General features: G+C 50.9%; 17 protein-coding genes and 1 other RNA gene. 8 read left to right on the top strand and 10 right to left on the bottom strand.

Features of this window, described 5'->3' with window-relative positions; genetic code table 11:
* Positions 1 to 7: 7 nt before the first annotated feature.
* Positions 8 to 1018: a tryptophan--tRNA ligase gene (trpS, locus tag AACR41_RS10185; RefSeq protein WP_012305678.1), complete on the bottom strand. Its 1011-nt coding sequence runs from the start codon at positions 1016 to 1018 to the stop codon at positions 8 to 10.
* Between the two features lie 239 nt (positions 1019 to 1257).
* Here trpS and AACR41_RS10190 point away from each other — a divergent pair, with 239 nt between their 5' ends.
* From AACR41_RS10190 to AACR41_RS10205, 4 genes are all read left to right on the top strand, one after another.
* Positions 1258 to 2226, top strand: coding sequence for a hypothetical protein (locus AACR41_RS10190; protein WP_152550988.1), 969 nt, complete (start codon positions 1258 to 1260; stop codon positions 2224 to 2226).
* Between the two features lie 88 nt (positions 2227 to 2314).
* Positions 2315 to 3868: a lysine--tRNA ligase gene (gene lysS / locus AACR41_RS10195; RefSeq protein ID WP_045441793.1), complete on the top strand. Its 1554-nt coding sequence runs from the start codon at positions 2315 to 2317 to the stop codon at positions 3866 to 3868.
* Positions 3869 to 3899: 31 nt separating this feature from the next.
* Entirely contained in the window at positions 3900 to 4745 is an 846-nt protein-coding gene (locus tag AACR41_RS10200) for a 3'(2'),5'-bisphosphate nucleotidase CysQ family protein (RefSeq protein WP_030006802.1), read from the top strand.
* Between the two features lie 138 nt (positions 4746 to 4883).
* Positions 4884 to 6203 carry a hemolysin family protein gene (locus AACR41_RS10205; RefSeq protein ID WP_030006803.1) on the top strand — a complete coding sequence of 440 codons (1320 nt, stop codon included), beginning with the start codon at positions 4884 to 4886 and terminating at the stop codon, positions 6201 to 6203.
* A 75-nt stretch (positions 6204 to 6278) separates the two neighbouring features.
* On the opposite strand, the gene ssrA is transcribed toward AACR41_RS10205, so the two are convergent.
* The 3 genes from ssrA to csaB all read right to left on the bottom strand — a co-directional run bounded on the left by ssrA (position 6279) and on the right by csaB (position 8433).
* Positions 6279 to 6674, bottom strand: a transfer-messenger RNA (tmRNA) gene (gene ssrA / locus AACR41_RS10210).
* A gap of 98 nt (positions 6675 to 6772) precedes the next feature.
* Complete coding sequence (locus tag AACR41_RS10215) at positions 6773 to 7261, bottom strand: Dps family protein (RefSeq protein ID WP_012305673.1); 489 nt, start codon at positions 7259 to 7261, stop codon at positions 6773 to 6775.
* Positions 7262 to 7401: 140 nt separating this feature from the next.
* Positions 7402 to 8433, bottom strand: a complete 1032-nt coding sequence (gene csaB / locus AACR41_RS10220) for a polysaccharide pyruvyl transferase CsaB (RefSeq protein WP_030006804.1) — start codon at positions 8431 to 8433, stop codon at positions 7402 to 7404.
* Positions 8434 to 8507: 74 nt separating this feature from the next.
* Between csaB and AACR41_RS10225 the strand changes: the two genes are divergently transcribed.
* On the top strand, positions 8508 to 9182 hold the full coding sequence (locus AACR41_RS10225; protein WP_234992824.1) for a LysE family translocator: 675 nt from the start codon (positions 8508 to 8510) through the stop codon (positions 9180 to 9182).
* Positions 9183 to 9207: 25 nt separating this feature from the next.
* Here the strand turns inward: AACR41_RS10225 and AACR41_RS10230 are convergent, their stop codons facing one another.
* From AACR41_RS10230 to AACR41_RS10240, 3 genes are all read right to left on the bottom strand, one after another.
* Entirely contained in the window at positions 9208 to 10287 is a 1080-nt protein-coding gene (locus AACR41_RS10230; RefSeq protein WP_030006805.1) for a glycerate kinase, read from the bottom strand.
* A gap of 93 nt (positions 10288 to 10380) precedes the next feature.
* On the bottom strand, positions 10381 to 10821 hold the full coding sequence (locus tag AACR41_RS10235; protein WP_012305669.1) for a DUF6036 family nucleotidyltransferase: 441 nt from the start codon (positions 10819 to 10821) through the stop codon (positions 10381 to 10383).
* Entirely contained in the window at positions 10775 to 10966 is a 192-nt protein-coding gene (locus AACR41_RS10240) for a hypothetical protein (RefSeq protein WP_339367635.1), read from the bottom strand. Before AACR41_RS10240 ends, AACR41_RS10235 begins: the two co-directional genes overlap by 47 nt.
* 142 nt (positions 10967 to 11108) lie before the next feature.
* Between AACR41_RS10240 and AACR41_RS10245 the strand changes: the two genes are divergently transcribed.
* Positions 11109 to 12461, top strand: a complete 1353-nt coding sequence (locus AACR41_RS10245) for a GTP-binding protein (RefSeq protein WP_030006806.1) — start codon at positions 11109 to 11111, stop codon at positions 12459 to 12461.
* On the opposite strand, the gene thiD is transcribed toward AACR41_RS10245, so the two are convergent.
* From thiD to AACR41_RS10260, 3 genes are all read right to left on the bottom strand, one after another.
* On the bottom strand, positions 12458 to 13261 hold the full coding sequence (gene thiD / locus AACR41_RS10250) for a bifunctional hydroxymethylpyrimidine kinase/phosphomethylpyrimidine kinase (RefSeq protein WP_030006807.1): 804 nt from the start codon (positions 13259 to 13261) through the stop codon (positions 12458 to 12460). The genes AACR41_RS10245 and thiD overlap by 4 nt on opposite strands.
* Positions 13262 to 13265: 4 nt before the next feature.
* The gene (ftsZ, locus tag AACR41_RS10255) at positions 13266 to 14414 is read right to left on the bottom strand and encodes a cell division protein FtsZ (protein WP_223209902.1); all 1149 of its coding nucleotides are present in this window, start codon (positions 14412 to 14414) and stop codon (positions 13266 to 13268) included.
* Positions 14415 to 14654: 240 nt separating this feature from the next.
* Positions 14655 to 15521: a cell division protein FtsQ/DivIB gene (locus AACR41_RS10260; RefSeq protein WP_030006809.1), complete on the bottom strand. Its 867-nt coding sequence runs from the start codon at positions 15519 to 15521 to the stop codon at positions 14655 to 14657.
* A gap of 81 nt (positions 15522 to 15602) precedes the next feature.
* On the opposite strand from AACR41_RS10260, the gene AACR41_RS10265 reads away from it, so the two are divergent.
* Both AACR41_RS10265 and AACR41_RS10270 read left to right on the top strand, forming a co-directional pair.
* Positions 15603 to 19763: an nSTAND1 domain-containing NTPase gene (locus tag AACR41_RS10265; protein WP_030006810.1), complete on the top strand. Its 4161-nt coding sequence runs from the start codon at positions 15603 to 15605 to the stop codon at positions 19761 to 19763.
* A gap of 62 nt (positions 19764 to 19825) precedes the next feature.
* Positions 19826 to 20713 (top strand): alpha/beta fold hydrolase, encoded by an 888-nt coding sequence (locus AACR41_RS10270; protein ID WP_030006811.1) that lies wholly within the window; start codon positions 19826 to 19828, stop codon positions 20711 to 20713.
* The last annotated feature ends 12 nt before the right edge of the window (positions 20714 to 20725 follow it).

Raw genomic sequence — 20725 nt, forward strand, 5'->3', positions numbered from 1 at the left:
AACCATTCTACAGGGACGGCAGAAAACCAAGGGCGTCTTTCACCTGCTTGAGGGTCGCATTTGCAACAGTGTCAGCTTTTTCACGGCCTTCCCGCAACACCTGATCGAGGTAATCGGGGTTCGCCATAATGTCATGGTATTTCGTTTGGATTGGCTCTAGGGCGGCGATGACGGTCTCTGTGAGGAGGGGTTTAAATTGACCCCAGCCCATGTCGGCACATTCAGCGGCTACAGTTTCTTTGGGTTTACCACTGAGCAGAGCATACAACCCCAGCAGGTTATTGCATTCCGGGCGGTTAGGATTGTCAAATTCTAGGCCCCGTTCGGGATCGGTTTTGCACTTTTTGATTTTTTTCGTCAGCACATCGGGGGGATCCAAAAGATTAATCCGGCTTAGTTCCGAGGGATCGGACTTGGACATTTTCTTCGTGCCGTCGGTGAGGCTCATCACCCTAGCGCCCGTTGTCCGAATCAGCGGATCCGGCATTTTCAGCACGGGGTTTTTCTTCGTGCCAAATTTGTCGTTAATGCGGATCACAATGTCGCGGGTCAGCTCTAAATGTTGTTTTTGGTCTTCGCCCACGGGCACTTTATCCGCATCATACAGGAGAATATCAGCGGCCATTAGCACCGGATAATCGAGCAGGCCAACGCTGACGTTTTCCCCTTGTTTTTGGGCTTTTTCCTTGAACTGAATCATCCGCTCTAACCAGTTCAGGGGCGTCACACAATTTAACAACCAGGCCAGTTCGCTGTGGGCTTTAACGTGGGATTGAACAAAAATCGTGGAGTGGGTCAAGTCAATGCCACAGGCGAGATACAACGCGGCGATCGCCTTTGTATTATTTGCTAGAACCTTGGGGTCATGGGGCACCGTAATCGCGTGGAGATCTACCACACAGAAAAAACTGTCATAGTCCTGTTGAATTTCCACCCAGTTTTGGATCGCCCCGAGATAGTTGCCGAGGTGAAGATTACCGGTGGGTTGTACCCCAGAGAGAATGCGCTGTTTCGCCATGGATCGCTACGGTGTGGAATGCCCCAATGATTATCGGCCAAATGTTTCAGACTGTAAAGTTACCTAACAAAGCCCAGGGGCGATCGCCTTCCTTTTAGCGAGATCTATCACCAAGAGGTCAGATTACAATAGAGATACAGGATCCTAAAATTTGCCCCTTTTTTCCCGTTAATTTTAAAGGCGCAATTTTTGAAATTTCCTGCGGTCATTTGCGCCAGTATTGTCTTGCGGCCCATGCCATGAAAATTCTTTGTCTTACGGTTTTTCCCGATGAGTTTCTTGCGCTCCAAAGGGCGATCCATCACCCCTGGCAGGAAACCTTAACCCCTTGTGGTACTCCCTATCTCGCCACCGACTACAACGGGTTACAACTCGCCCTTGTGCATCTTTCTGTCAAATCCCTTGCTAATCCCCAGCGTCTTATTCCCCTAGGCGACCATCTAAAGCCGCAGTTAGTTGTGATGGTTGGCATCTGTCGAGGCAATCCGGCCAAAGTTGTTTTAGGGGATATTATCGTTGCCCAGAAAATTTTCACGCTACCAACAGCAAACCGCACCAGTGACTCCGCCTACATCCTCGCTCAACCTTGGCAAGGGCGACTCCTGGGGCAATCTAGCGCTTGGCAACAGCAAATCCAAACGCCGCGTCCTAAATCAAGCTTGCACCAGCGGGGCTGGTTACTCCATACCCTCTACGACCACGAACTCAAGCCTGACCATTGCCCCCCACCCCAGACTCACCCTGAGCGCCGCCACCACTGCCCTGACTGGCCTTTGATTTTCGAGCAATTAGTCACCGAAAAATTACTCACTGCCGACCCGGTTCGCCTCACGGCCCTGGCCATCGATTTAATCCGTGATAATCACGCGCTCCATTTAGCGACGGGTTTCCCCCACGATCCAGCGGTTCCAGCAGTCCACCTAGGGGCGATCGCCGATGTGACCAATACCAATTTCCAGACCGAGGAGGATCCTTTTGCGACCCAGACTCACCTATTTGGCCTAGATATCGGCAGTGCCGCCGCCACAACCCTGGCTACGGCAATAGACTGTCCTGCCATTGTGATCAAAGCGGTGCAGAGCTACGGAAATCCTCAACCCCCCCTGCCCTTCCGTGCCTATGCCACCGAAGCGGCGGCCCAATTTTTCCTCGGCTTTCTCCGGCACCTTACACCCCAAATTCCCCTGAGCTATTCTCGCTCCCCGTGAGTTAAAGGCTGTGGCGGTTCTGTTTTGAGAACGAAGCCGTTATAATAACCGAGTTCTGCGACGAGCCTTCACAGTCTTTAATTTTCCCATGTCTGAGTCTAGCCATTCCTCCCTCGATGACATTCGCGCTACCCGATTAGAAAAGGTTGATCAACTCAAGGCGATCGCCATGAATCCCTACGCCTACAAATGGGAGATCAGCCACCACACCGCCGAACTACAGGAAAAATATAAAGACATCGAAGCTGGAGAAGAAGTCGAAGACACCGTATCCATTGCTGGGAGAATTCTCGCCCGTCGTGTCTTCGGTAAACTTGCGTTTTTTAGCCTCCAGGACGAAACTGGCACGATCCAGCTTTACCTCGATAAGAAATTAATTAATGGCGGAATGCCCGACCTCGAAGGCGCATTCAATCACCTCAAAAAGCTTACCGATGTGGGCGATATCATCGGTGTCAAAGGCATTATCAAACGCACCGAAAAAGGGGAACTCTCCATTAAAGTGAGTCAGTTTGCCATGCTCACCAAGTCCCTGCTGCCCCTCCCCGACAAATGGCATGGCCTCACCGACATCGAAAAACGCTACCGTCAGCGTTACGTCGATCTGATTATTAATCCCCAAGTTAAAGAGACATTCCGCCGTCGCGCCAAAATTACTGCCGCCATCCGCCGTTATCTTGAAGACCGCGATTTCCTCGAAATTGAAACTCCCGTCCTCCAAGCTGAAGCTGGCGGCGCAGAAGCCCGTCCTTTCATTACCCACCACAACACCCTCGATATGCCGCTCTATCTGCGGATCGCCACGGAATTACATTTAAAGCGATTAGTGGTCGGTGGCTTTGAGCGAGTCTTTGAATTAGGGCGCATCTTCCGTAATGAGGGCGTTTCCACTAAGCACAACCCCGAATTTACCTCCATCGAAGTCTACCAAGCCTATGGCGACTACTTCGACATGATGGATCTCACAGAGGATCTAATTCGTACCCTTGCTAAGGATGTCGTCGGTCAAGCTCAACTGCCCTATGGCGAGGCTGTGGTTGATGTAGGTACTCCCTGGCGCAGAGAAACGATGCAAAACCTCGTCCAGGAAGCCACCGGGATCGATTTTCTCAGCTTTGATGACTTTAACGCCGCAAAGCAAGCCGCTGAATCTGTAGAAATGCACATTCCCGAAAAATGTAAAACTATTGGGCAACTGCTAAACGAAGCCTTCGAGCAAAAAGTAGAAGCAACTTTAATTCAGCCCACTTTTGTGACGGAATATCCTGTGGAAGTGTCTCCCCTCGCCAAGCCTCACCGCGATAAACCGGGTTTAACGGAGCGTTTTGAATTGTTTATTGTGGGTCGAGAACTTGCCAATGGTTTCTCTGAGTTAACGGATCCCGTGGATCAACGGCAACGGCTGGAAGAACAAGCCGCCAAAAAAGCAGCGGGGGACGAGGAAGCTTGTGATGTGGATGAGGATTTTGTCACAGCACTGGAATACGGCATGCCTCCCACGGTTGGTCTAGGGATTGGGATTGATCGCCTAGTGATGTTGTTGACTAATGCTGAAAGTATCCGCGATGTAATCGCCTTCCCGCTATTGAAAAACCGCAAAGAAACTGAAGATGATTCTCCAGCAGAGAAAACATCAGTTTAAAGCTTATTTACTTGGGTAGAATTTGAGAACAATGGATCAGCAACGGTTAGAAGAAGTTTTGGCGATCGCCCGACAAATCGGTTGGGGCGCAGGGGATGTTCTCCAAAGTTATTACAAAGGAGATATTAAAAATATTTCTGATAAAAAAGATGGCCCCGTCACCAAGGCAGATTTAGCAGCAAATCACTATATTCTGGAAGCGTTTCAAGAAAAGTTAGGCACTGAAGATTTTGCCTATCTCAGCGAAGAAACCTACGACGGCAATAAAGTTGAACATCCTTGGGTATGGATTATTGATCCCCTCGACGGCACCCGTGATTTTATTGACCAAACGGGAGAATATGCTGTCCACATTTGCCTTGTTCATGAAGGTCGCCCGGTCATTGCGGTAGTGGTCGTCCCCGAAGCAGAAAAGCTTTATTTCGCGTCGAAAGGGAATGGCACTTTTGTGGAAACTCGTGATGGCACCGTCACCCCGATTAAAGTTTCTGAGCGCAATCAACCAGAAGATTTATATTTAGTCGCCAGCCGTACCCACCGGGATCAACGCTTCCAGGATTTGTTAGATCGGCTGCCCTTTAAAGATAGAAATTATGTGGGGAGTGTCGGCTGTAAAATTGCCCATATTCTCGAACAAAAATCCGATGTTTATATTTCTCTATCGGGGAAATCTGCAGCAAAAGATTGGGATTTTGCGGCCCCAGAACTAATCCTCACGGAAGCAGGTGGAAAATTTAGCTACTTTGAGGGCAATGAAGTGCTCTATAACCAAGGCGATGTGGTGAAATGGGGCGGCATTATGGCGTCTAATGGAACCTGTCATGCAGAACTCTGTGAACAGGCGATCGCCATCCTTGCAGAACTAGATCGAACATAGTTCGTCACAAAAAGCAAGGTTGAAATCAAAGGGGTCATGACCCATCTCAACGACGGCGAGGGTTAAACCAGGAATTTACACCTTTTCCCACAATCACCCCTTATGCTAAAGAGACTCATTTGTTTTTGATTTGCCACCATGTCTTCGAGTGTCCTTGAAATTTTGGTCATTCTTCTGCTAACGATCCTGAATGGCATCTTTTCCGGTTCAGAGATTGCCGTCGTTTCTGCCCGAAAAATCCGATTAGAGCAACTGTTAGAGCAAGGAAACGTAAAAGCGAGAGCGGCGCTGAAATTAGCGAATAATCCGAATGAATTTCTCTCGACTGTACAAATTGGCATTACCTTAATCGGTATCCTGAGCGGCGCAGTGGGTGGTGCAACCATTGCCCAACGCCTCAAGCCTGCTTTTGATAATATCCCGCGCTTACAACCCTACAGTGAAGCCATTAGCGTCGTGATCGTGGTGACGATTATCACATATCTATCCCTCGTCATTGGGGAATTAGTCCCAAAACGGATTGCCCTCAATGCTCCGGAAAAAATTGCCTGTACTGTCGCTAAGCCCATGCGCTGGCTATCTCGTTTAACAACGCCATTAGTACGGATCTTGGGCAGTTCAACGGAGGCCCTGTTACATCTTTTGGGGATTCAGGATTCCAATGAACCGGATATTACAGAAGAAGAAATTAAGGTTTTGATTCGTCAAGGGGCAGAATCTGGTCTCTTTGAAGCGGCGGAGCATGACATTGTTCAACGGGTTTTTCGACTAGGCGATCGCCCCATTAAAGCCATGATGACTCCCCGCACAGACATTGTGTGGCTAGATATCACCGCTCCCCTAGAAGAAAACCTCAAAGAAGTGATGGAGAGTAACCATTCCCGGTTTCCTGTAGGTCGCGACACCCTTGACCATTGCCTGGGGACAGTGCGAGGGACAACCCTATTGAGTGCGCAACTATCGGGTCAGCCCATCGATATACAAGCAATGCTCCAACCTCCCCTTTACATTTCCGAAGGAACACGTACCCTGAGTGTGATTGAACAATTCAAAGCCACAGGGATTCACATTGCTTTGGTCACAGATGAATATGGCGGAATCGAAGGTGTGGTGACGTTGAATGACCTGATGGAGGCGATCGTTGGGGACTTGCCCTCTATGGAACACGATGAGGAACCGATGATTATTCAGCGGGATGACAATTCCTGGCTATTAGATGGACTTTTAGACATTGATGAATTGAAAGCCTTGTTGGAAAAGAAAACGCTCCCCGATGAAGACACAGGAGCATTCCATACTTTAGGCGGATTTATGACGCACCTCCTAAACCATATTCCCCAATCGGGTGAGCATTTTGAGTGGAGTGGGATCCGCTTTGAGGTGGTGGACATGGACGGCGCAAGGGTGGACAAAGTTTTGGTTTCGCTGCTGGATGCCAAAGAACTTGACCAAGCTTAAAATTCGCTAGGCTTTAACGCAAAACAAAACCCCCTCGTTTAATTTAGGGGGCTTTTTGTTGTAACTGATTAAATGAAATGGAGCCGAGCAGAGTCGAACTGCTGTCCAAACTGGGTATTCACCCCTAGCTCATTCACAGGTTTAGTCCTTCTAATCCTCAGAACGGGAACGACTGCTTGTTCCGAGTCGCCAAGAATCTCTGGTCTAGTCTTAGCTCTAGTGCAAACCAGATGTATTCCTAGAGAGCATCCGTTGGGGGTTTAGTCATAATCCTTAACGGAGTCGAATTATGAATGCTCGAACCTAAGTTAAGGTGTTCTTATTAAGCTACAGCAGCAGCTTTGCGAGCGAAAGGAACGATGTTGTTCGCAGTTACATTTTGTTTGGATCTTTGATTTGCGAGAGGAGACCCACTCTCGACCTGCATCACAGTGGAAGCTTTCGCCAACCTGTCGAAACCGTTGCGGCCCCGTGCAATGTATTTAGTATAGCATTGGGCCTTGGTTCCTAGGGAGGGAAAACCCGCTATCAAGTTCGCGATCGCCTCCCATTATTTTTCGTAAGAAGTTCTAGCCCAACAAACTCCGGAGCATCCAGGCATTTTTTTCGTGAACCTGCATCCGTTGGGTGAGCAGATCGGCGGTGGGTTCGTCGTTGGCCTTGTCCACGGTGGGGAAGATGGAGCGGGCAGTGCGGACAACGGTTTCTTGGCCTTCTACCAAAAGACGAATCATTTCTTCGGCAGTGGGTACTCCTGTGCCTTCGGGGATGGCGGAGAGTTCGGCAAATTCTTGGTAGGTACCGGGGGCCGGTACACCCAGGGCGCGGATGCGTTCGGCAATGAGATCCACGGCGAGGGCGAGTTCGTTGTACTGGGTTTCAAAGAGGAGGTGGAGAGTCTGGAACATTGGCCCAGTGACGTTCCAGTGGAAATTATGGGTTTTGAGATAGAGGGTGTAAGTGTCGGCGAGGAGGTGGCTTAAGCCTTTGGCGATCGCCTCTCGATCGGCTTCGCTAATGCCAGTGTTGATGGGCATCGGGCCAGAGACAGTGCTCATGGCTACTTCTTCTTTGGCTTTGGTCTTAGTTTTGGATTTACTACCCATTATGTGAAGATTTTCCAGTTAGAGTACTTTTACGCCCATTATCAACAATTTTTTCGGCGATCGCATCCTAGGCGTTAAAACCGAATGCATTTTTAAAGAAAGATTGTCAGTATTTCCTGATGAGTTTGTACCTGGGATTGAATCGTTTGCTGCTGGGCTGGGGTCAGCTTTTCGGCGGTTTGCAAAGCGGTTGTCCACTGCTCGGTAATCGCAGTTGCATCGCGGGGGAGTTGATCCAGATCAAGGCCAGGGAGGTGACATTGTTGCTGTAGCTGGGCCACCTTAGGATCGTAGCTCAGGGCAAAGCAGGGACAAGCGGCGGCGGCGAGGATCAAACTATGGAGGCGCATCCCAATCAGAAAATCCACTTGGGCAAACAGGCTTTTGTACTGTTGCGGTTGCAATGGGGTAATGATTGCCTTGGGTTCTGCTAATTCGTCGTAAAGTTGCTTGGCGATCGCCTCATCCTGGCTTTTTTGAAACGGCACAAGAATCACACTGGCCTGATGCTGCCGTTGAAATTGTTTGAGGGCTTCCCCCAGAACAGCAATTTTTGGGGCGGTTAAAGTGCGGTGGGAGCGGAGATTGACCGCAATGCGGGGATAGGGTAAATCTGGCATTTCCAGAAAAGATTTTGCTGCTAAAGCCCACACCGGATCCGGGGCGAGCCTGTGGGGAATCTGCCAATTTTTTAATAAATCTGCTGAAGCCTGATCCCGCACGGTTATTTCTGTGCAACCCCGGAGAACAAAGCGAGTGATGTGATTCGCCAAACTAGACTGCAACGGGCCGATGCCCTGCGCCCAGGCGATGGTCTTTTTTCCTAGGAGTTGCGCCCATTTCATCAAACCAGCGTAATATAGCAGGCTTCCTAAACTCGTGACATCCTGCAATAAACTGCCGCCCCCAAAGATAAAACCATCTGCTTTGGCGATCGCCTTGAGGGTTGCCCAGGATTTGTGGGGAATTGCTGTCACACCATAGGCTTGGGTCGTCGCGGTTGGATTGTGGGAGAGGACAATGGGCTTCACCCCAGGGGGCAACATCTGTAACAGAGTCAATAGCAGGGCTTCATCCCCGGCATTTCCCTGACCGTAATAGCCACACAGAACAACATTTGGCATTGTGTCGTTAACGAAAAGATAGGCTTTATTATATCGGCGTGTTTGATTGCGCCCAATTGTCCGCCTAAAGTTGAGTGACGGGCTATGTCCCCCTAGAAACAAAAATCTTCAACAGAGGCTTGAATGCGTCCATGGACTATTTAAATTTTGTTTACTTCTTTACAACAATGATCGCGTTGGCGGCACTGCCTAGTACCAGTGTTGCCCTTGTTGTGACCCGTTCTGCGACGGCAGGCTTTCGCAATGGCTTGGCTGTGGCCTCTGGGATTGTCGCTGGAGATTTAGTCTTTGTCTGCCTTGCTTTGTTGGGGTTGAGTGCGTTAGCGCAACAACTCGGCTCAGTATTTACCCTCATTAAAATCATGGGGGGACTTTACCTAATTTGGCTGGGGATCGGCTTAATTCGGACAAAACAGACTTTTGAATTCAAGGTAAACAATCAACGTCGCACAAATTTTTTGGAAAGTTTTCTGAGTGGGTTTGCTCTTACCCTTGGGGATCTTAAGGCTATTTTTTTCTATGCCAGCTTATTTCCGGCAATCGTTGATCTGAAAACTCTTGGATCTTCTGAAGCAATCACCATTGTGCTTACCACCATTGTGACGGTGGGAGGAGTCAAAGCTGTGTACGCTTATTTTGCAGAACAATTAGTCAAGCGAGTCAAATCACCCAAGGCTCAAAAAGCAGGTAGGGTCGCGGCAGGAACAGCAATGGTTTGTGGTGGCACTTATCTGATTTTCAAGCAGTGATTTTTGCCAACAACCCATGTTGAATCTAGCGAGGGAAAAGAGAAACTGACTTTAAATCGCTGGGGTGATAGATTTTGTGGGGGCGATGGGCGGCATCAATTTCAATCACCAGATCTGTCCAATGGGGATTTTGGGTGAGGGGTTGGATAAAGAGTTCTGGGTGGAGCGAGCGCCAAAAATAATCCACAAACTGATCAATTTCTGCATCACTCATTCCCGTTTTACCCTGAGCGATCATCTGGTGTTCTGCATCCTTGCGCCACTGTTTACTCAGACGATAATCTGCGGGGGACAGCACCAACAACCGATCCAGCTTTTCCCACAGGGGAACATATTCTGCTAAAGCCTCGTTTACATTTCGCGCAAAAAGGCGATCGCCTTCAGTTGAAATCGGCTCTGGGGCTGTGTCAAAAACTTCCGGAGCAACGGGCCGACAACCCACAAACCACCCTTCAAAAAGCACAATTTCCACCGGATCAATCCACTCCGGCCCAAGGCGATCGCCCGCACCATTATGTAAAGACTTATCAAAGCGGGGAATGGCAATTTTATCCCCCAGGTTGGCTCGTTGTAGTTGCGTTAAAACTTCTAGGCCCAGGTCTACATCGTGGGTACCGGGGGGGCCACGCCAAATTAGTTCCGACTGAGTTTTCCGTAAATCCTGACGTTCGGCATAGGTTTTGTAAAGATCATCAATGGAAATCGCTACACAAGGATATTGCCACCGCGCCAGAATCATTTGCAACACCCGACAGAGGGTCGTTTTGCCTGTGCCTTGGCCGCCGAGGATGCCGTAGATTAGCGGTTGATCCTGCTGTTGGCGAGCGGTACGAATTTGTTGGGCCAGGGGCAACCATAGTTCCCAGAGGGTTTTGAGAATTGCGCCTTGATCGTGGAATTTGAGAGTCTTACAAAGCTGGAGAATTTCCGGGGCGATCGCCAAAAAATCCTTAGCCCGGTGGGTAATGCCGGCTAGACTCAGATCATAATCGAGGGCTGCGGCTTGGTTTGGATCCGCTTGGGCTTGTTCCAGTAAGTAGAGCAAGTCTGCTGCTTGGGTTGCTTGAGCCGTTAACCAGTTGATTAAGATCGTTTCCAGTTGCATGATGAAACCCTGCCAATGTCCCGGCAATTACTTGGCTTTAGGGTAAACCCAAATGCCTCAAACCGGATCGAAAAGTTGGCCTGCTTTGACACTTCAATCCTGTAAATTTTCCAAATCAGCTAAATCCTGCCATCGACCCGAAGCACGTTTATTTAACCGTAAATTTTCCAAATCAATGAAATCAATGACAGTCCCCTCAATTTCAACTGGTACCCGCAGATCATAGCAATCTGCAAATTGAATTCCGTCTACTGAAGTCAGCAAATCAATACGACTCGGCGGATATCCTAACTGAATAACTTGATTAGCCGTTGCAAAATCTTCTGTTTGTAAGTCAAGGTCACCAAAACCAAAATCCCGCAGTGCCTGCATGACTTTCACACCATTTTCCTGGGAAGCTTCAAGCCAAATATCAATGTCTTTTGTGTAGCGAGGATAGCCGTAGAACGCCACCGCATAGCCCCCAACAACTAAATAACGAACCTGATTAGCGTTGAGAAATTGTATAAATTCTTTGAAATCTTGGTTCAGCATTGTATTGCCATTGATGATACTCTTTGCGGATATTTTCTAGGGCGGCTAATCGTTCTAAATAAGATTTTTTTAGCCAAAATTGGCGATCATTTTTTCTTTCATGTAAGTGAGCTTTTTTGATAACTTTTTCCATATTTTTTGTCATAATTTCAAGTTATTTTAATTTTAACTGGTGGCAAATCCGGTTCAGCGATCGCCCAATGGCTTTATTCGTCATTCTATGATGATCACTGTGTAGATAAACCGTAAATCGTGGAAAATAGGAAAGGTAGTTTCTTGTGTCACCGATGGATAGTCAACAACAGGAAAGGCACTTTACCCTAGCGCGGGCCAGTCTCCAGCAGGCCCTGGCTTGGTATGGCAACACCCGCCGCCATTGGCACTATCCCCCTGATCCAGCATTAAAAGCGGCTGTACGGCCCGAATTACAACAACTCCAAACGGCGATCGCCAAACTGGATCAAAATCTCCTGCGCATTGCCACCTTTGGCCTGGTCAGTCGCGGCAAATCAGCGGTGATCAATGCCCTCATTGGCGAAAAAATGCTCGAAACTGGCCCCCTCCACGGGGTGACCCAATATCCACGGGCGGTGCGTTGGCCCCTGACCACGGAAAAACTCAAAATTGAATTAGTCGATACCCCAGGCCTCGATGAAATTGCCGGGGAAGCCCGCACAAAAATGGCGGCGGAAGTGGCCGCAAATTCTGACTTGATTTTGTTTATTATTGCCGGCGATATTACCCGCACCGAGTACGAATCTCTCTACGAACTGCGCCAACAGCACAAACCATTACTGGTGGTATTTAACAAAATTGATCTCTATCCCGACTGCGATCGCCAGAGCATTTTTCAGCAACTACAACAACTGAGCCAAGAATCAACGGGCACCCACTTTCCCCTCAGTCCCGAAGAAATTGTCATGGTTGCCGCTGAGCCCCAACCCCTCGCTGTCCGCATCGAACATCCCGATGGTCGCGTCGAAGAAGCCTGGGAAACCCCCGCCGCCCAAATTGACCCTCTACGGGAAAAGATTTTTACGATCCTCAGTCGCGAAGGAAAATCTTTGATGGCTGTCCATGCCCTCGTCCAGGCGCGTCACTTGCAAACGGCGATCGCCCAAAAAACCCTGTCCCATCGCCAAACTGAAGCCGAAGAATTGATCTGGAACTATGCCAAAACCAAAGGTGCGGCGATCGCCCTAAATCCCATTGGCTTTCTGGATCTCCTTGGGGGCACCTTTGCCGATTTAGCCCTGATCCGTGCCCTGGCTCGCTTGTACGGCTTGCCCATGACCAGCCACGAGGCAGCCAAACTCTGGCGCAATATTTTAATCAGTGCGGGAATTTTGTTTGTCGCAGAACTAGGTAGTGGTGTCTTTTTGGGTTTAGGAAAAACAGCCCTCAGTTTTGAATCTCTAACCAATCCGAGTATTCTCGGCCTCTATGGCACCGCCGCCCTCGCCCAGGGAGGAATTGCTGCCTATGGTAGCTATGTGATCGGAAAAGTGACCCAGACCTATCTGCAAAATGGCTGCAGTTGGGGGAATCTGGGGGCAAGTACCACCATTAAAGAAATCTTGGCCCAGTGCGATCGCCAAACGTTACTGTATCGACTACAAACAGAGATCGCCGCAGTCTAGGACAAAATCGGATAAAAATGTCCCACTGGCCCCGTCCCCTGACCAATGGCTAGGCTATGTTTTAGGGCTTCTGTGACGTAGGTTTTTGCCTTGTTGACGGCCGGGAATGGAGGATCTCCCAGGGCTAACCGAGCGGCGATCGCCGCCGAAAGGGTACAACCAGTGCCGTGGGTGTGGGGGGTCTGGACGCATTCCGTTTTTAAAATTTCGAGCCGTTCACCATCGAACCACACATCCACCCCTTGTAATGCCCCAGTCATCGCTCCCCCTTTCACAAGCACTGCCCCACAACCAAGTTGGTGAATTTTTTGGGCCGCCTGTTCCATGGTGGCGAGATCGGTAATTTCTAGACCGCTGAGAATCTCCGCCTCGTAACGATTTGGCGTGAGAATTTGCGCGAAGGGGATTAATTGCTTTTGCAAAAAGGCGATCGCCCCGTCGTCGATGAGCTGTACCCCCGTGCGGGAAACCATCACCGGATCCAAAACCCAGTTGGGGAGCCTACCGATTGCTGCAGCCGCCAAAACCGCCGCCATGATGTTCTCGTTCAGGAGCATCCCTGTTTTCACCGCTTGGACGCCAATATCTTTGACCACTGCCTCAATTTGCGCAGTCACCATAGCTGAATTCAGGGCCACCACATCGGTGACGCCAATGGTATTTTGGGCCGTGATACAGGTGATCGCACTGGTGCCATGGACACCATGGAAGGCAAAGGTTTTGAGATCGGCTTGGATGCCTGCCCCACCGCCACTATCGGAGCCGGCAATGGTTAAGGCGATCGCCGGAGTAATTGCCATCGACCTACTGCTTAGAACGATTAGAACGACGCATCAAAAAGTCAGGAATATCCGGGAAACCATTCCGGGGGGCGGGGGGCTGCTGGGCTTGGGGTGGTGTAGCAGGACGGGGTCTAGGGGTTTCTGGCACTGGCGGAGCCTGGGAAAGGTCCGGCTGGGGCACCGCCTGCATCCGTCGCTGTTGGGGCAAAGGCTGGGGCGTTTCTGCGGCTTGGGACTCTACAGCAAACCCAGTGGCAATGACCGTAATTTTGATTTCCCCTTGGAGATGTTCGTCGATCACCGCCCCGAAAATAATATTGGCATTGGGATCGACCACTTCGTAAACGGCCTCCGCAGCATCATTGACTTCATGCAAGGTCAGATCGTGGCCCCCGGTAATATTCAGGACAACGCCTTGAGCTCCCTCAATGGACGACTCCATCAGTGGCGAAGAAATAGCCATCAAGGCTGCTTCCCGTGCTCTGGATTTACCAGAACCGACACCAATCCCCATCAGAGCAGAACCAGCATCGGCCATTACCGCCCGCACATCGGCAAAGTCTACATTCACCAGGCCAGAGATGGTAATAATATCGGAAATCCCTTGTACCCCTTGGCGGAGAACTTCATCGGCAGCGCGCAGGGCCTCGGACATCGACGTTTCCTGGGGGATCATATCCAGGAGCTTTGTATTGGGGATAACCAAAAGGGTATCGACGCGGCTCTGGAGTTCTTTGATTCCTTCTTCGGCTTGGTTCGAGCGGCGACGGCCTTCAAATTTAAAGGGTCGGGTCACCACCGCAACGGTGAGACAACCTAAATCTTTTGCGACTTCGGCGACGATGGGGGCAGCGCCAGTGCCAGTACCGCCCCCCATGCCAGCGGTAATAAAGACGAGATCTGCGCCTTCGAGGGCCTGGGCGATTTCATCGCGAGATTCTTCGGCGGCTTTGCGACCAATGGCTGAGTTACCACCAGCCCCAAGACCCCTGGTGATTTTTTGACCAATTTGCAGGCGCTTTTTTGCTTTGGAGTTGGTTAGGGCCTGGGCATCGGTATTAATCGCCCAAAAGTCGATACTCGACATGCCCCCTTCAATCATCCGATTCACCGCATTACAGCCACCACCACCCACACCGATGACTTTGATTTGAGCAACGCTGCTGGGCATGATCGGGAATTGCGACGCGGTTTCTTCGGCGCTGGCGGAATGATTTCCAGTCGCATCGAAGGAGGCGTTATGGGGTTGGAATAGATGGTTTTGGCTCACGGTCACAAAAAAAGTGTGATGGATATGAATATTTAAGTTTAGTCGTTTAACAGGATTTATTAAGTATCTTTTGGGAGAAATTTCTTAGATCATAAGACCTTCAAGCTTTCTTAGACTGCCAGATTTTGGGAAATGTTGCTGTTACAGGGGCATCATTTTTTTAGGTTGGGGGGTTTCGGGCTGGGAGGCTGGGGGAACGATGGGTTTGTTGCTCTGGATAATCGGCTCGTCAGGATTTTGCAGATCAATGTATTGGATATCCTGGGCGGGAATGGTTGTGCCAAGGGTTTGTTGGAGCTTGGCGATCGCCTTTAATTGGGCCTCGAGTTGCGTCAGATCTGGCCCCAGGTGAAAACTACCAAGTTCGGTGTTCAAAATCAAATTGTTGGAGTCTTGCCAGTTGATGCTCAAAATTTCAACGGGCGATCGCCCTAGGGTGCGATAGAGTTCGGACCAGAGGGGCAGTTGCAATTCTCGAATTCCGGTCACTTCGAGGGTCGGTAAGGGCTGATATTCACTGAGGGGTTCGTAGACTGCGGCGGGGAACCATTGCCCTTCGGCATCTAGGTATCCCGGTTCAAGGGGGCGATCGCCTTGGCTAGAGATGGGCGTTTGGGAGCGGGCGACGGGGAAGCGTTCTTGGACTTGGATCGCCAGGCTGGGGGGCACCAGACGACGGGAAACCAGGGCTTCGGCGATCGCCCCTTGGGCTTCAATGGCTTGCTCTAGTTCCTGGGGTTTGAGGGTTAGGATCGGTTGGGGATAGGTGAGGGGGATCAGGGGACGAATCCGCTCTGCGGGCAGGACTTGATTGCCTTCAATGGTGATTTGGGCGGCACTTTTGATAATCCAATCGGGTCGGTCTAGTACCCAGAATGCTCCATAGGCCAACCCTATCAGGGCCAGTGATCGCCATAGACCCTGGAACCAGCGGAGGGTACGCTGTCGTTGTTTTTGCTTCCGTTGTTCCCGGAGCTGCTCCCGTGTTGCCATGGTGATTTCTGTCATAGGTGACGTTAAAACCGACACAATGTATGACTATCTTACTGAAGTTAGTTCTCTTTCCTGGAAATTACCCTTGGATTTGCCATGATCAATCGCCCTGGCCCGCCATTTCCCACGTCCCGCCCCATTGTGCAGCGGTTGGCCGACCGATTGTGGTCTTCTCCCCGTAGTGATGTTCAACCAGGACTTTATCTTGTTCGCTGCAACTATCAAGCCCAAGAACAGGAACTTCTGGCACAACTTCAAGGCAATCTAAAACTGCGATGGCACCAGGTTTTTTCTCAGTTTACGGCGGCATACTACAGTGACCAGGCGTTGGCAGATTTAGAAAAAAAGGCGATCGCCCAGGGGCTACTTTGTCTGTGGCTCGAACCCCAGGCCGATGATCTAGGGGCGATTTTAAATCTGTTAGAGACAACCCTAAGCAATTTGGGCATCCAGCCTTCTCACATCAATGGAGCCATGGTTTTTGGGTTAACCCCAGCCGTTAACTTAACTGCGGTAACGTTTCAAAGCCAAATTGCCCCCTGGATCGTGGTGTTACCGACGGCAGATTATCAACAACGGCAAGTTTCTGATGGGCTGGCCACCGCAACGGATTTGGGAGAAATTATCTGGCCTTCCCAAGCGCTTCAGGATTTTTGGCAACGTACAGAACAGGACTACTTTCAAAAACTAGCCGCCGCTGGCCCCCTCACTTTTCTCGATCATCGCCACTGGAATTTAGCGCCCGGTCAACGGGGTTATCGAGAATTAGAGTTAGCCACCAAGACCCTGAGTGAAGGCACGGGTTTGCTCTGTTTTATCCAGGGACGACAAGCCCACCAAGATCAGCAATGGCAAACAGCCCAGCAAGCCTATCAGGAGAGTCTGCGCCACTATTGCTGTGGGGAGCAGGGGATCGATTGGCTCAAGGTGCTGCGGGACAACCCAAATTCGCCGTTGCTGGAGCAGTTATCGCGTTCTCAGGGTCAACAACTGGCCTTGATTTTGTTTCATTTGGGTCTACTCCTAGGCGATCGCCCCCAGCATTATCAGGCCCCCAGTCCAGAAGGAGAACAGGCCCTCTATTATCTCCGCCTGAGCCGTTGCCTCTGGGAACGACAGGAACAATGGGCTTGGGTTGGTCAACTGAGTTTACTGATCGGTGTATTTTTACAGCAGTGGCAGCGCAGGTCAGCCCTAGGGGATTTGGCTTGGTCACTCCTCAAGGGGGTTCAGGAGCCTTGGCCACCCGAACTACTAGCCCAGCATTACGGTCTGATGGCGGCGATCGCTCTACAGGAACAACAATGGCACAAAGCCCAAACCCTCGCCCAAACAGCCCTAGAACATTGCCAAGCCCTGGATGAAGCGCCCCCAGTGGTGGTCAGAGCTTGGAGTGCCCTTATTTTGGCCCAAGCAAATCAAGCCCTTGGTCAATTTGCCCAGGCGATCGCCACCCTAGAAGAAATTCTGCTGCCCAGCCGCAGCCAACTTACAACCTCCGGAACATCACCCATCCCCTGGGGACACTGGCAACAACGGCTCTATGATCAGATTTTTGCTTGTCTCGGTGATCTTTACCGACAAGGTAAGGACTACCGCCAGACCTTTGACCTCGCCTGGGAACGCCAACAATACGAACAAAGTTGGGGTTGGCGGCCTTTTGTGGGGACTCAACCCCTACCAGATCAGCAACGACAGAACCTATATTCACCCCATGAAACCCTCAGTCTGGTGACGCTCCAAGGTTCCCAACGGGATCAGGATCTCCAGGCCTTGATCGCCCGCTTGCAGCGCCCCCAACCCAACCTGATTTTGCTCCATGGGGCCACCGCTGTGGGAAAAACATCTCTCCTCCGAGCGGGATTGATCCCCAGGCTCCAAAGCCAGCCCCTAGATGGACGGCCAGTACAGGTCATTTATTTTAAAAATTATGGTCAGTGGGCCCGCCGCCTAGTGCAACAACTCCATGGCGATCGCCCCTTTTGTCCCTGGCCCAATCCCCCCAGCTTAGATCCCCTCGTTCACCTCCAACAGCAGCAAGATTTTGCCCCTTTGACGGTGTTGATCTTTGATCAATTTGAGCAGTTTTTCTTGCAATATCCCAACCCGGAAGAGCGTCAGGATTTTTTACGTTTCTTGGCCCAAAGTCTCCGGTTACCAACGGTGAAAGTAATCCTGTCCTGTCGTAACGAGGCCCTAGCGCCCCTTTTGGATTGGGAAGCAGGGGCGGATCTGGGGGAGGCGAACCACAATCTTTTTGACCACCGTCTCCGCCATCGCCTGGGAAATCTGCGTCCCGATGCGGCGATCGCCCTTTTAGAACAGGTGGCAACCTGGGCCAAACTGCCCCTAGACAAAGCCTTAATGCAGCAACTAATTCAGGATCTGCAGGATGGCCACGGAGAAATTCGCCCCCTCGAACTCCAGGTCATCGGCGCGCAACTGCACCAGGATCATCTTTATACCAGGGAAGAATATTTAGGGTTGGGCTTTCCGCCTAAATTGCTGCTGTTGGAGCGATCGCTGCTGGGGATCATTCGGTACTGCGGCGATGAAAACCGTGATTTGGCCTGGCAATTTCTCCATTACTTTACGGATTTGCGCCATAGTCAACTGGTGCTCACCAAAGCGGATATCCTCCAACTGGGTCGTCAATTCCTTGGCGATCGCCGCCTGGGAGAAGAAAAAGCAGAACTCATTTTGCATATTTTTAAAACAACGGGGCTAATTCGCGCTCAACTCTATGGCGGCCAAGAGTCCTACCAACTGGCTCGGCCCGATCTCGTGGAACCCATTCGGCACCACTACCAAGCCTTTCAGTCCCAACAGTGGCTCCAGCGCATCACTGGCCGGGAACGGGAAATGCTCTGGCGGCGCTGGTGGAAGGTGTCGGTGGGCACCGTTTGGCGCTTGGGTCTGGTGGCGATCGCCTTGGGATTTGGTCTGCGCTGGGTGGAACTGCAACGGTACCAACGGTGGCAAGGGGCGCAAAACGCCATTTTGATGAAATTGGCCGAGGCTGCCAAGGTGCTCCAGGATGGTGCCCAACCTGTCGAGGCTCTCCGGGAAAGTATCCGGGCGGCGGTGGTCTTGCAACGACTGGATGATAAGGACGATGATGTCGTTACCCCCGCAACCAGACTTAAGGTGCTCCTTGCCCTAGAACAAAATTTCAGCACCCTCGCTGCAGCGACTACTGCAACAACGGTGCGGGACTTTAGTCAAAATTTTATTCCGGCAGTTTTTCGGCCCCCAGGCGATCGCCAAACCATAACCCCAGATGTGCCCATTACGGACTTTGCCTTTGTGGGGAATAGTTTCCAGCTTCTGCTCGCCCAGCCCAACCAACCTTTGCGGCAGTGGCCCAACCAGGATCAAGTCTTAAAATCCAGCAATGAGTCGATTACCAGTCTCGCCTGGCAACCACGGGGTCACTTCTTTGTCACCGGGGGAGACGATCGCCGGGTGAAGCTCCGCCAAAGAAATGGACAAATTGTGCAAACCCTGGGGGGCTTCCAGGACAAAATTAACGTTGTTGCCTGGAGTCGTGATGGGAAAATGTTTGCGGCGGGCAGCCAGGATCAAACGGTGCGCCTCTGGACGGAAACTGGGGAACTGTTGCAGATCTTGACGGAACATCGGGGGCCAATTACCGCCCTACAATTCAGCCCCGACGGAAAATTATTGGCAACGGCGGCGGGCGATCGCACCGTGCAGATTTGGCAGCGGCGACGGAATAATTCTTTTTTCCTTGTGACCCAATTTCCCCCCTTTGCCACAGAAATCATGGATCTCCAATTTGGGGCGGATAGTCGCCACCTCGGCCTAACGGGGCGGGATCATCAGGTGTTCGTTTACCCGATGACCTACGACAATAATAATCCCGTCTTTGGGGAACCCATTGCCATCAACCATCAAAGCAATGGCCCCGACCGCATCGGTTTCTACGGCGCTTTACCTTTGTTGATCACCAATACAGAAAACCATCATCTGCAATTTTGGCAACTGGATGGCACCTACCTCGGCAGCCTCACGGGGCACCAAGCTCCGATCACGCAACTCCACTGGCAGCCCCAAGGAAAGGCGATCGCCACTTTAGATCAAAACAATCAACTCATTCTCTGGAACCTCGATCTCGATGAATTACTCCAGAAAAGTTGCCGACTACTAATCTATGGCGATTTAAAAATTTCTCCCAGCCAACGCCCAGGCGATCGCCAATTATGTACGGCCCTCCTCGACCTCCCACCGGAGTAGCACGTTATACTCACAAAAGTAAGTCATTCACTTCATTACACCGATTTCATTTCGCAAAAACCATGACCCAGGCCGTCACTCCTCTTTCCGCCCTAACGCTCCTCGATTGGACTTGGCGCGACCAACAAATCCGCTACACCGTCCAAGGGGAAGGTCAACCCCTCCTGCTGATCCATGGGTTTGGCGCTTCGATCGGTCACTGGAAACACAACATTCCCGCCCTGGCAGCCCAGGGTTATCAAGTTTTTGCTTTAGATTTATTAGGCTTCGGCGCTTCGGCAAAACCCGCCTGGAACTATAGCCTCGACCTATGGCAAGATTTACTCCGCGATTTTTGGCAAGCGAAAATCCAGCAACCTACAGTATTTGTGGGCAATTCCATCGGCGGTCTGCTCAGTTTGGCAATGTTGGCGAATTATCCTGAACTCTGTGCGGGGGGCGTGTTAATTAACTGCGCTGGCGGCCTCAACCATCGCCCCGATGAACTGGCTCTACCGTTACGGGTGGTGATGGGTACTTTCGCGAAATTGGTTAGTTCGCGGTTAACGGGGCCATTTATTTTTAATCAGGTGCGCCAAAAATCACGCATCAAAAATACTCTTTATCAAGTCTATGGCGATCGCCAAGCCGTCACCGATGAATTGGTCGAGATGCTCTACGAACCTTCCTGTGATCCAGGGGCGCAACAGGTTTTTGCGTCGGTGATCACCGCTCCTCCTGGGGATAGCCCGACGGAACTTTTACCAAAACGGCAACATTCTTTACTGGTGCTTTGGGGCGATCGCGATCCCTGGACACCGATCAAAGGCTCGCAAATTTACCAAGATCTCGCCGCGCAAAATGCCGGGGTTGAATTTCATCCGATTCCGGGGGCGGGCCACTGTCCCCACGATGAAAATCCCAGTTTGGTTAATTCTTTGATCCTTGATTGGTTGCAACGTTTGGGGTAGCACCCTTCCACC

Origin of the sequence: Picosynechococcus sp. NKBG042902 (assembly GCF_963864045.1) — a bacterium.
Taxonomy (GTDB): Bacteria; Cyanobacteriota; Cyanobacteriia; order Cyanobacteriales; family MRBY01; genus MRBY01.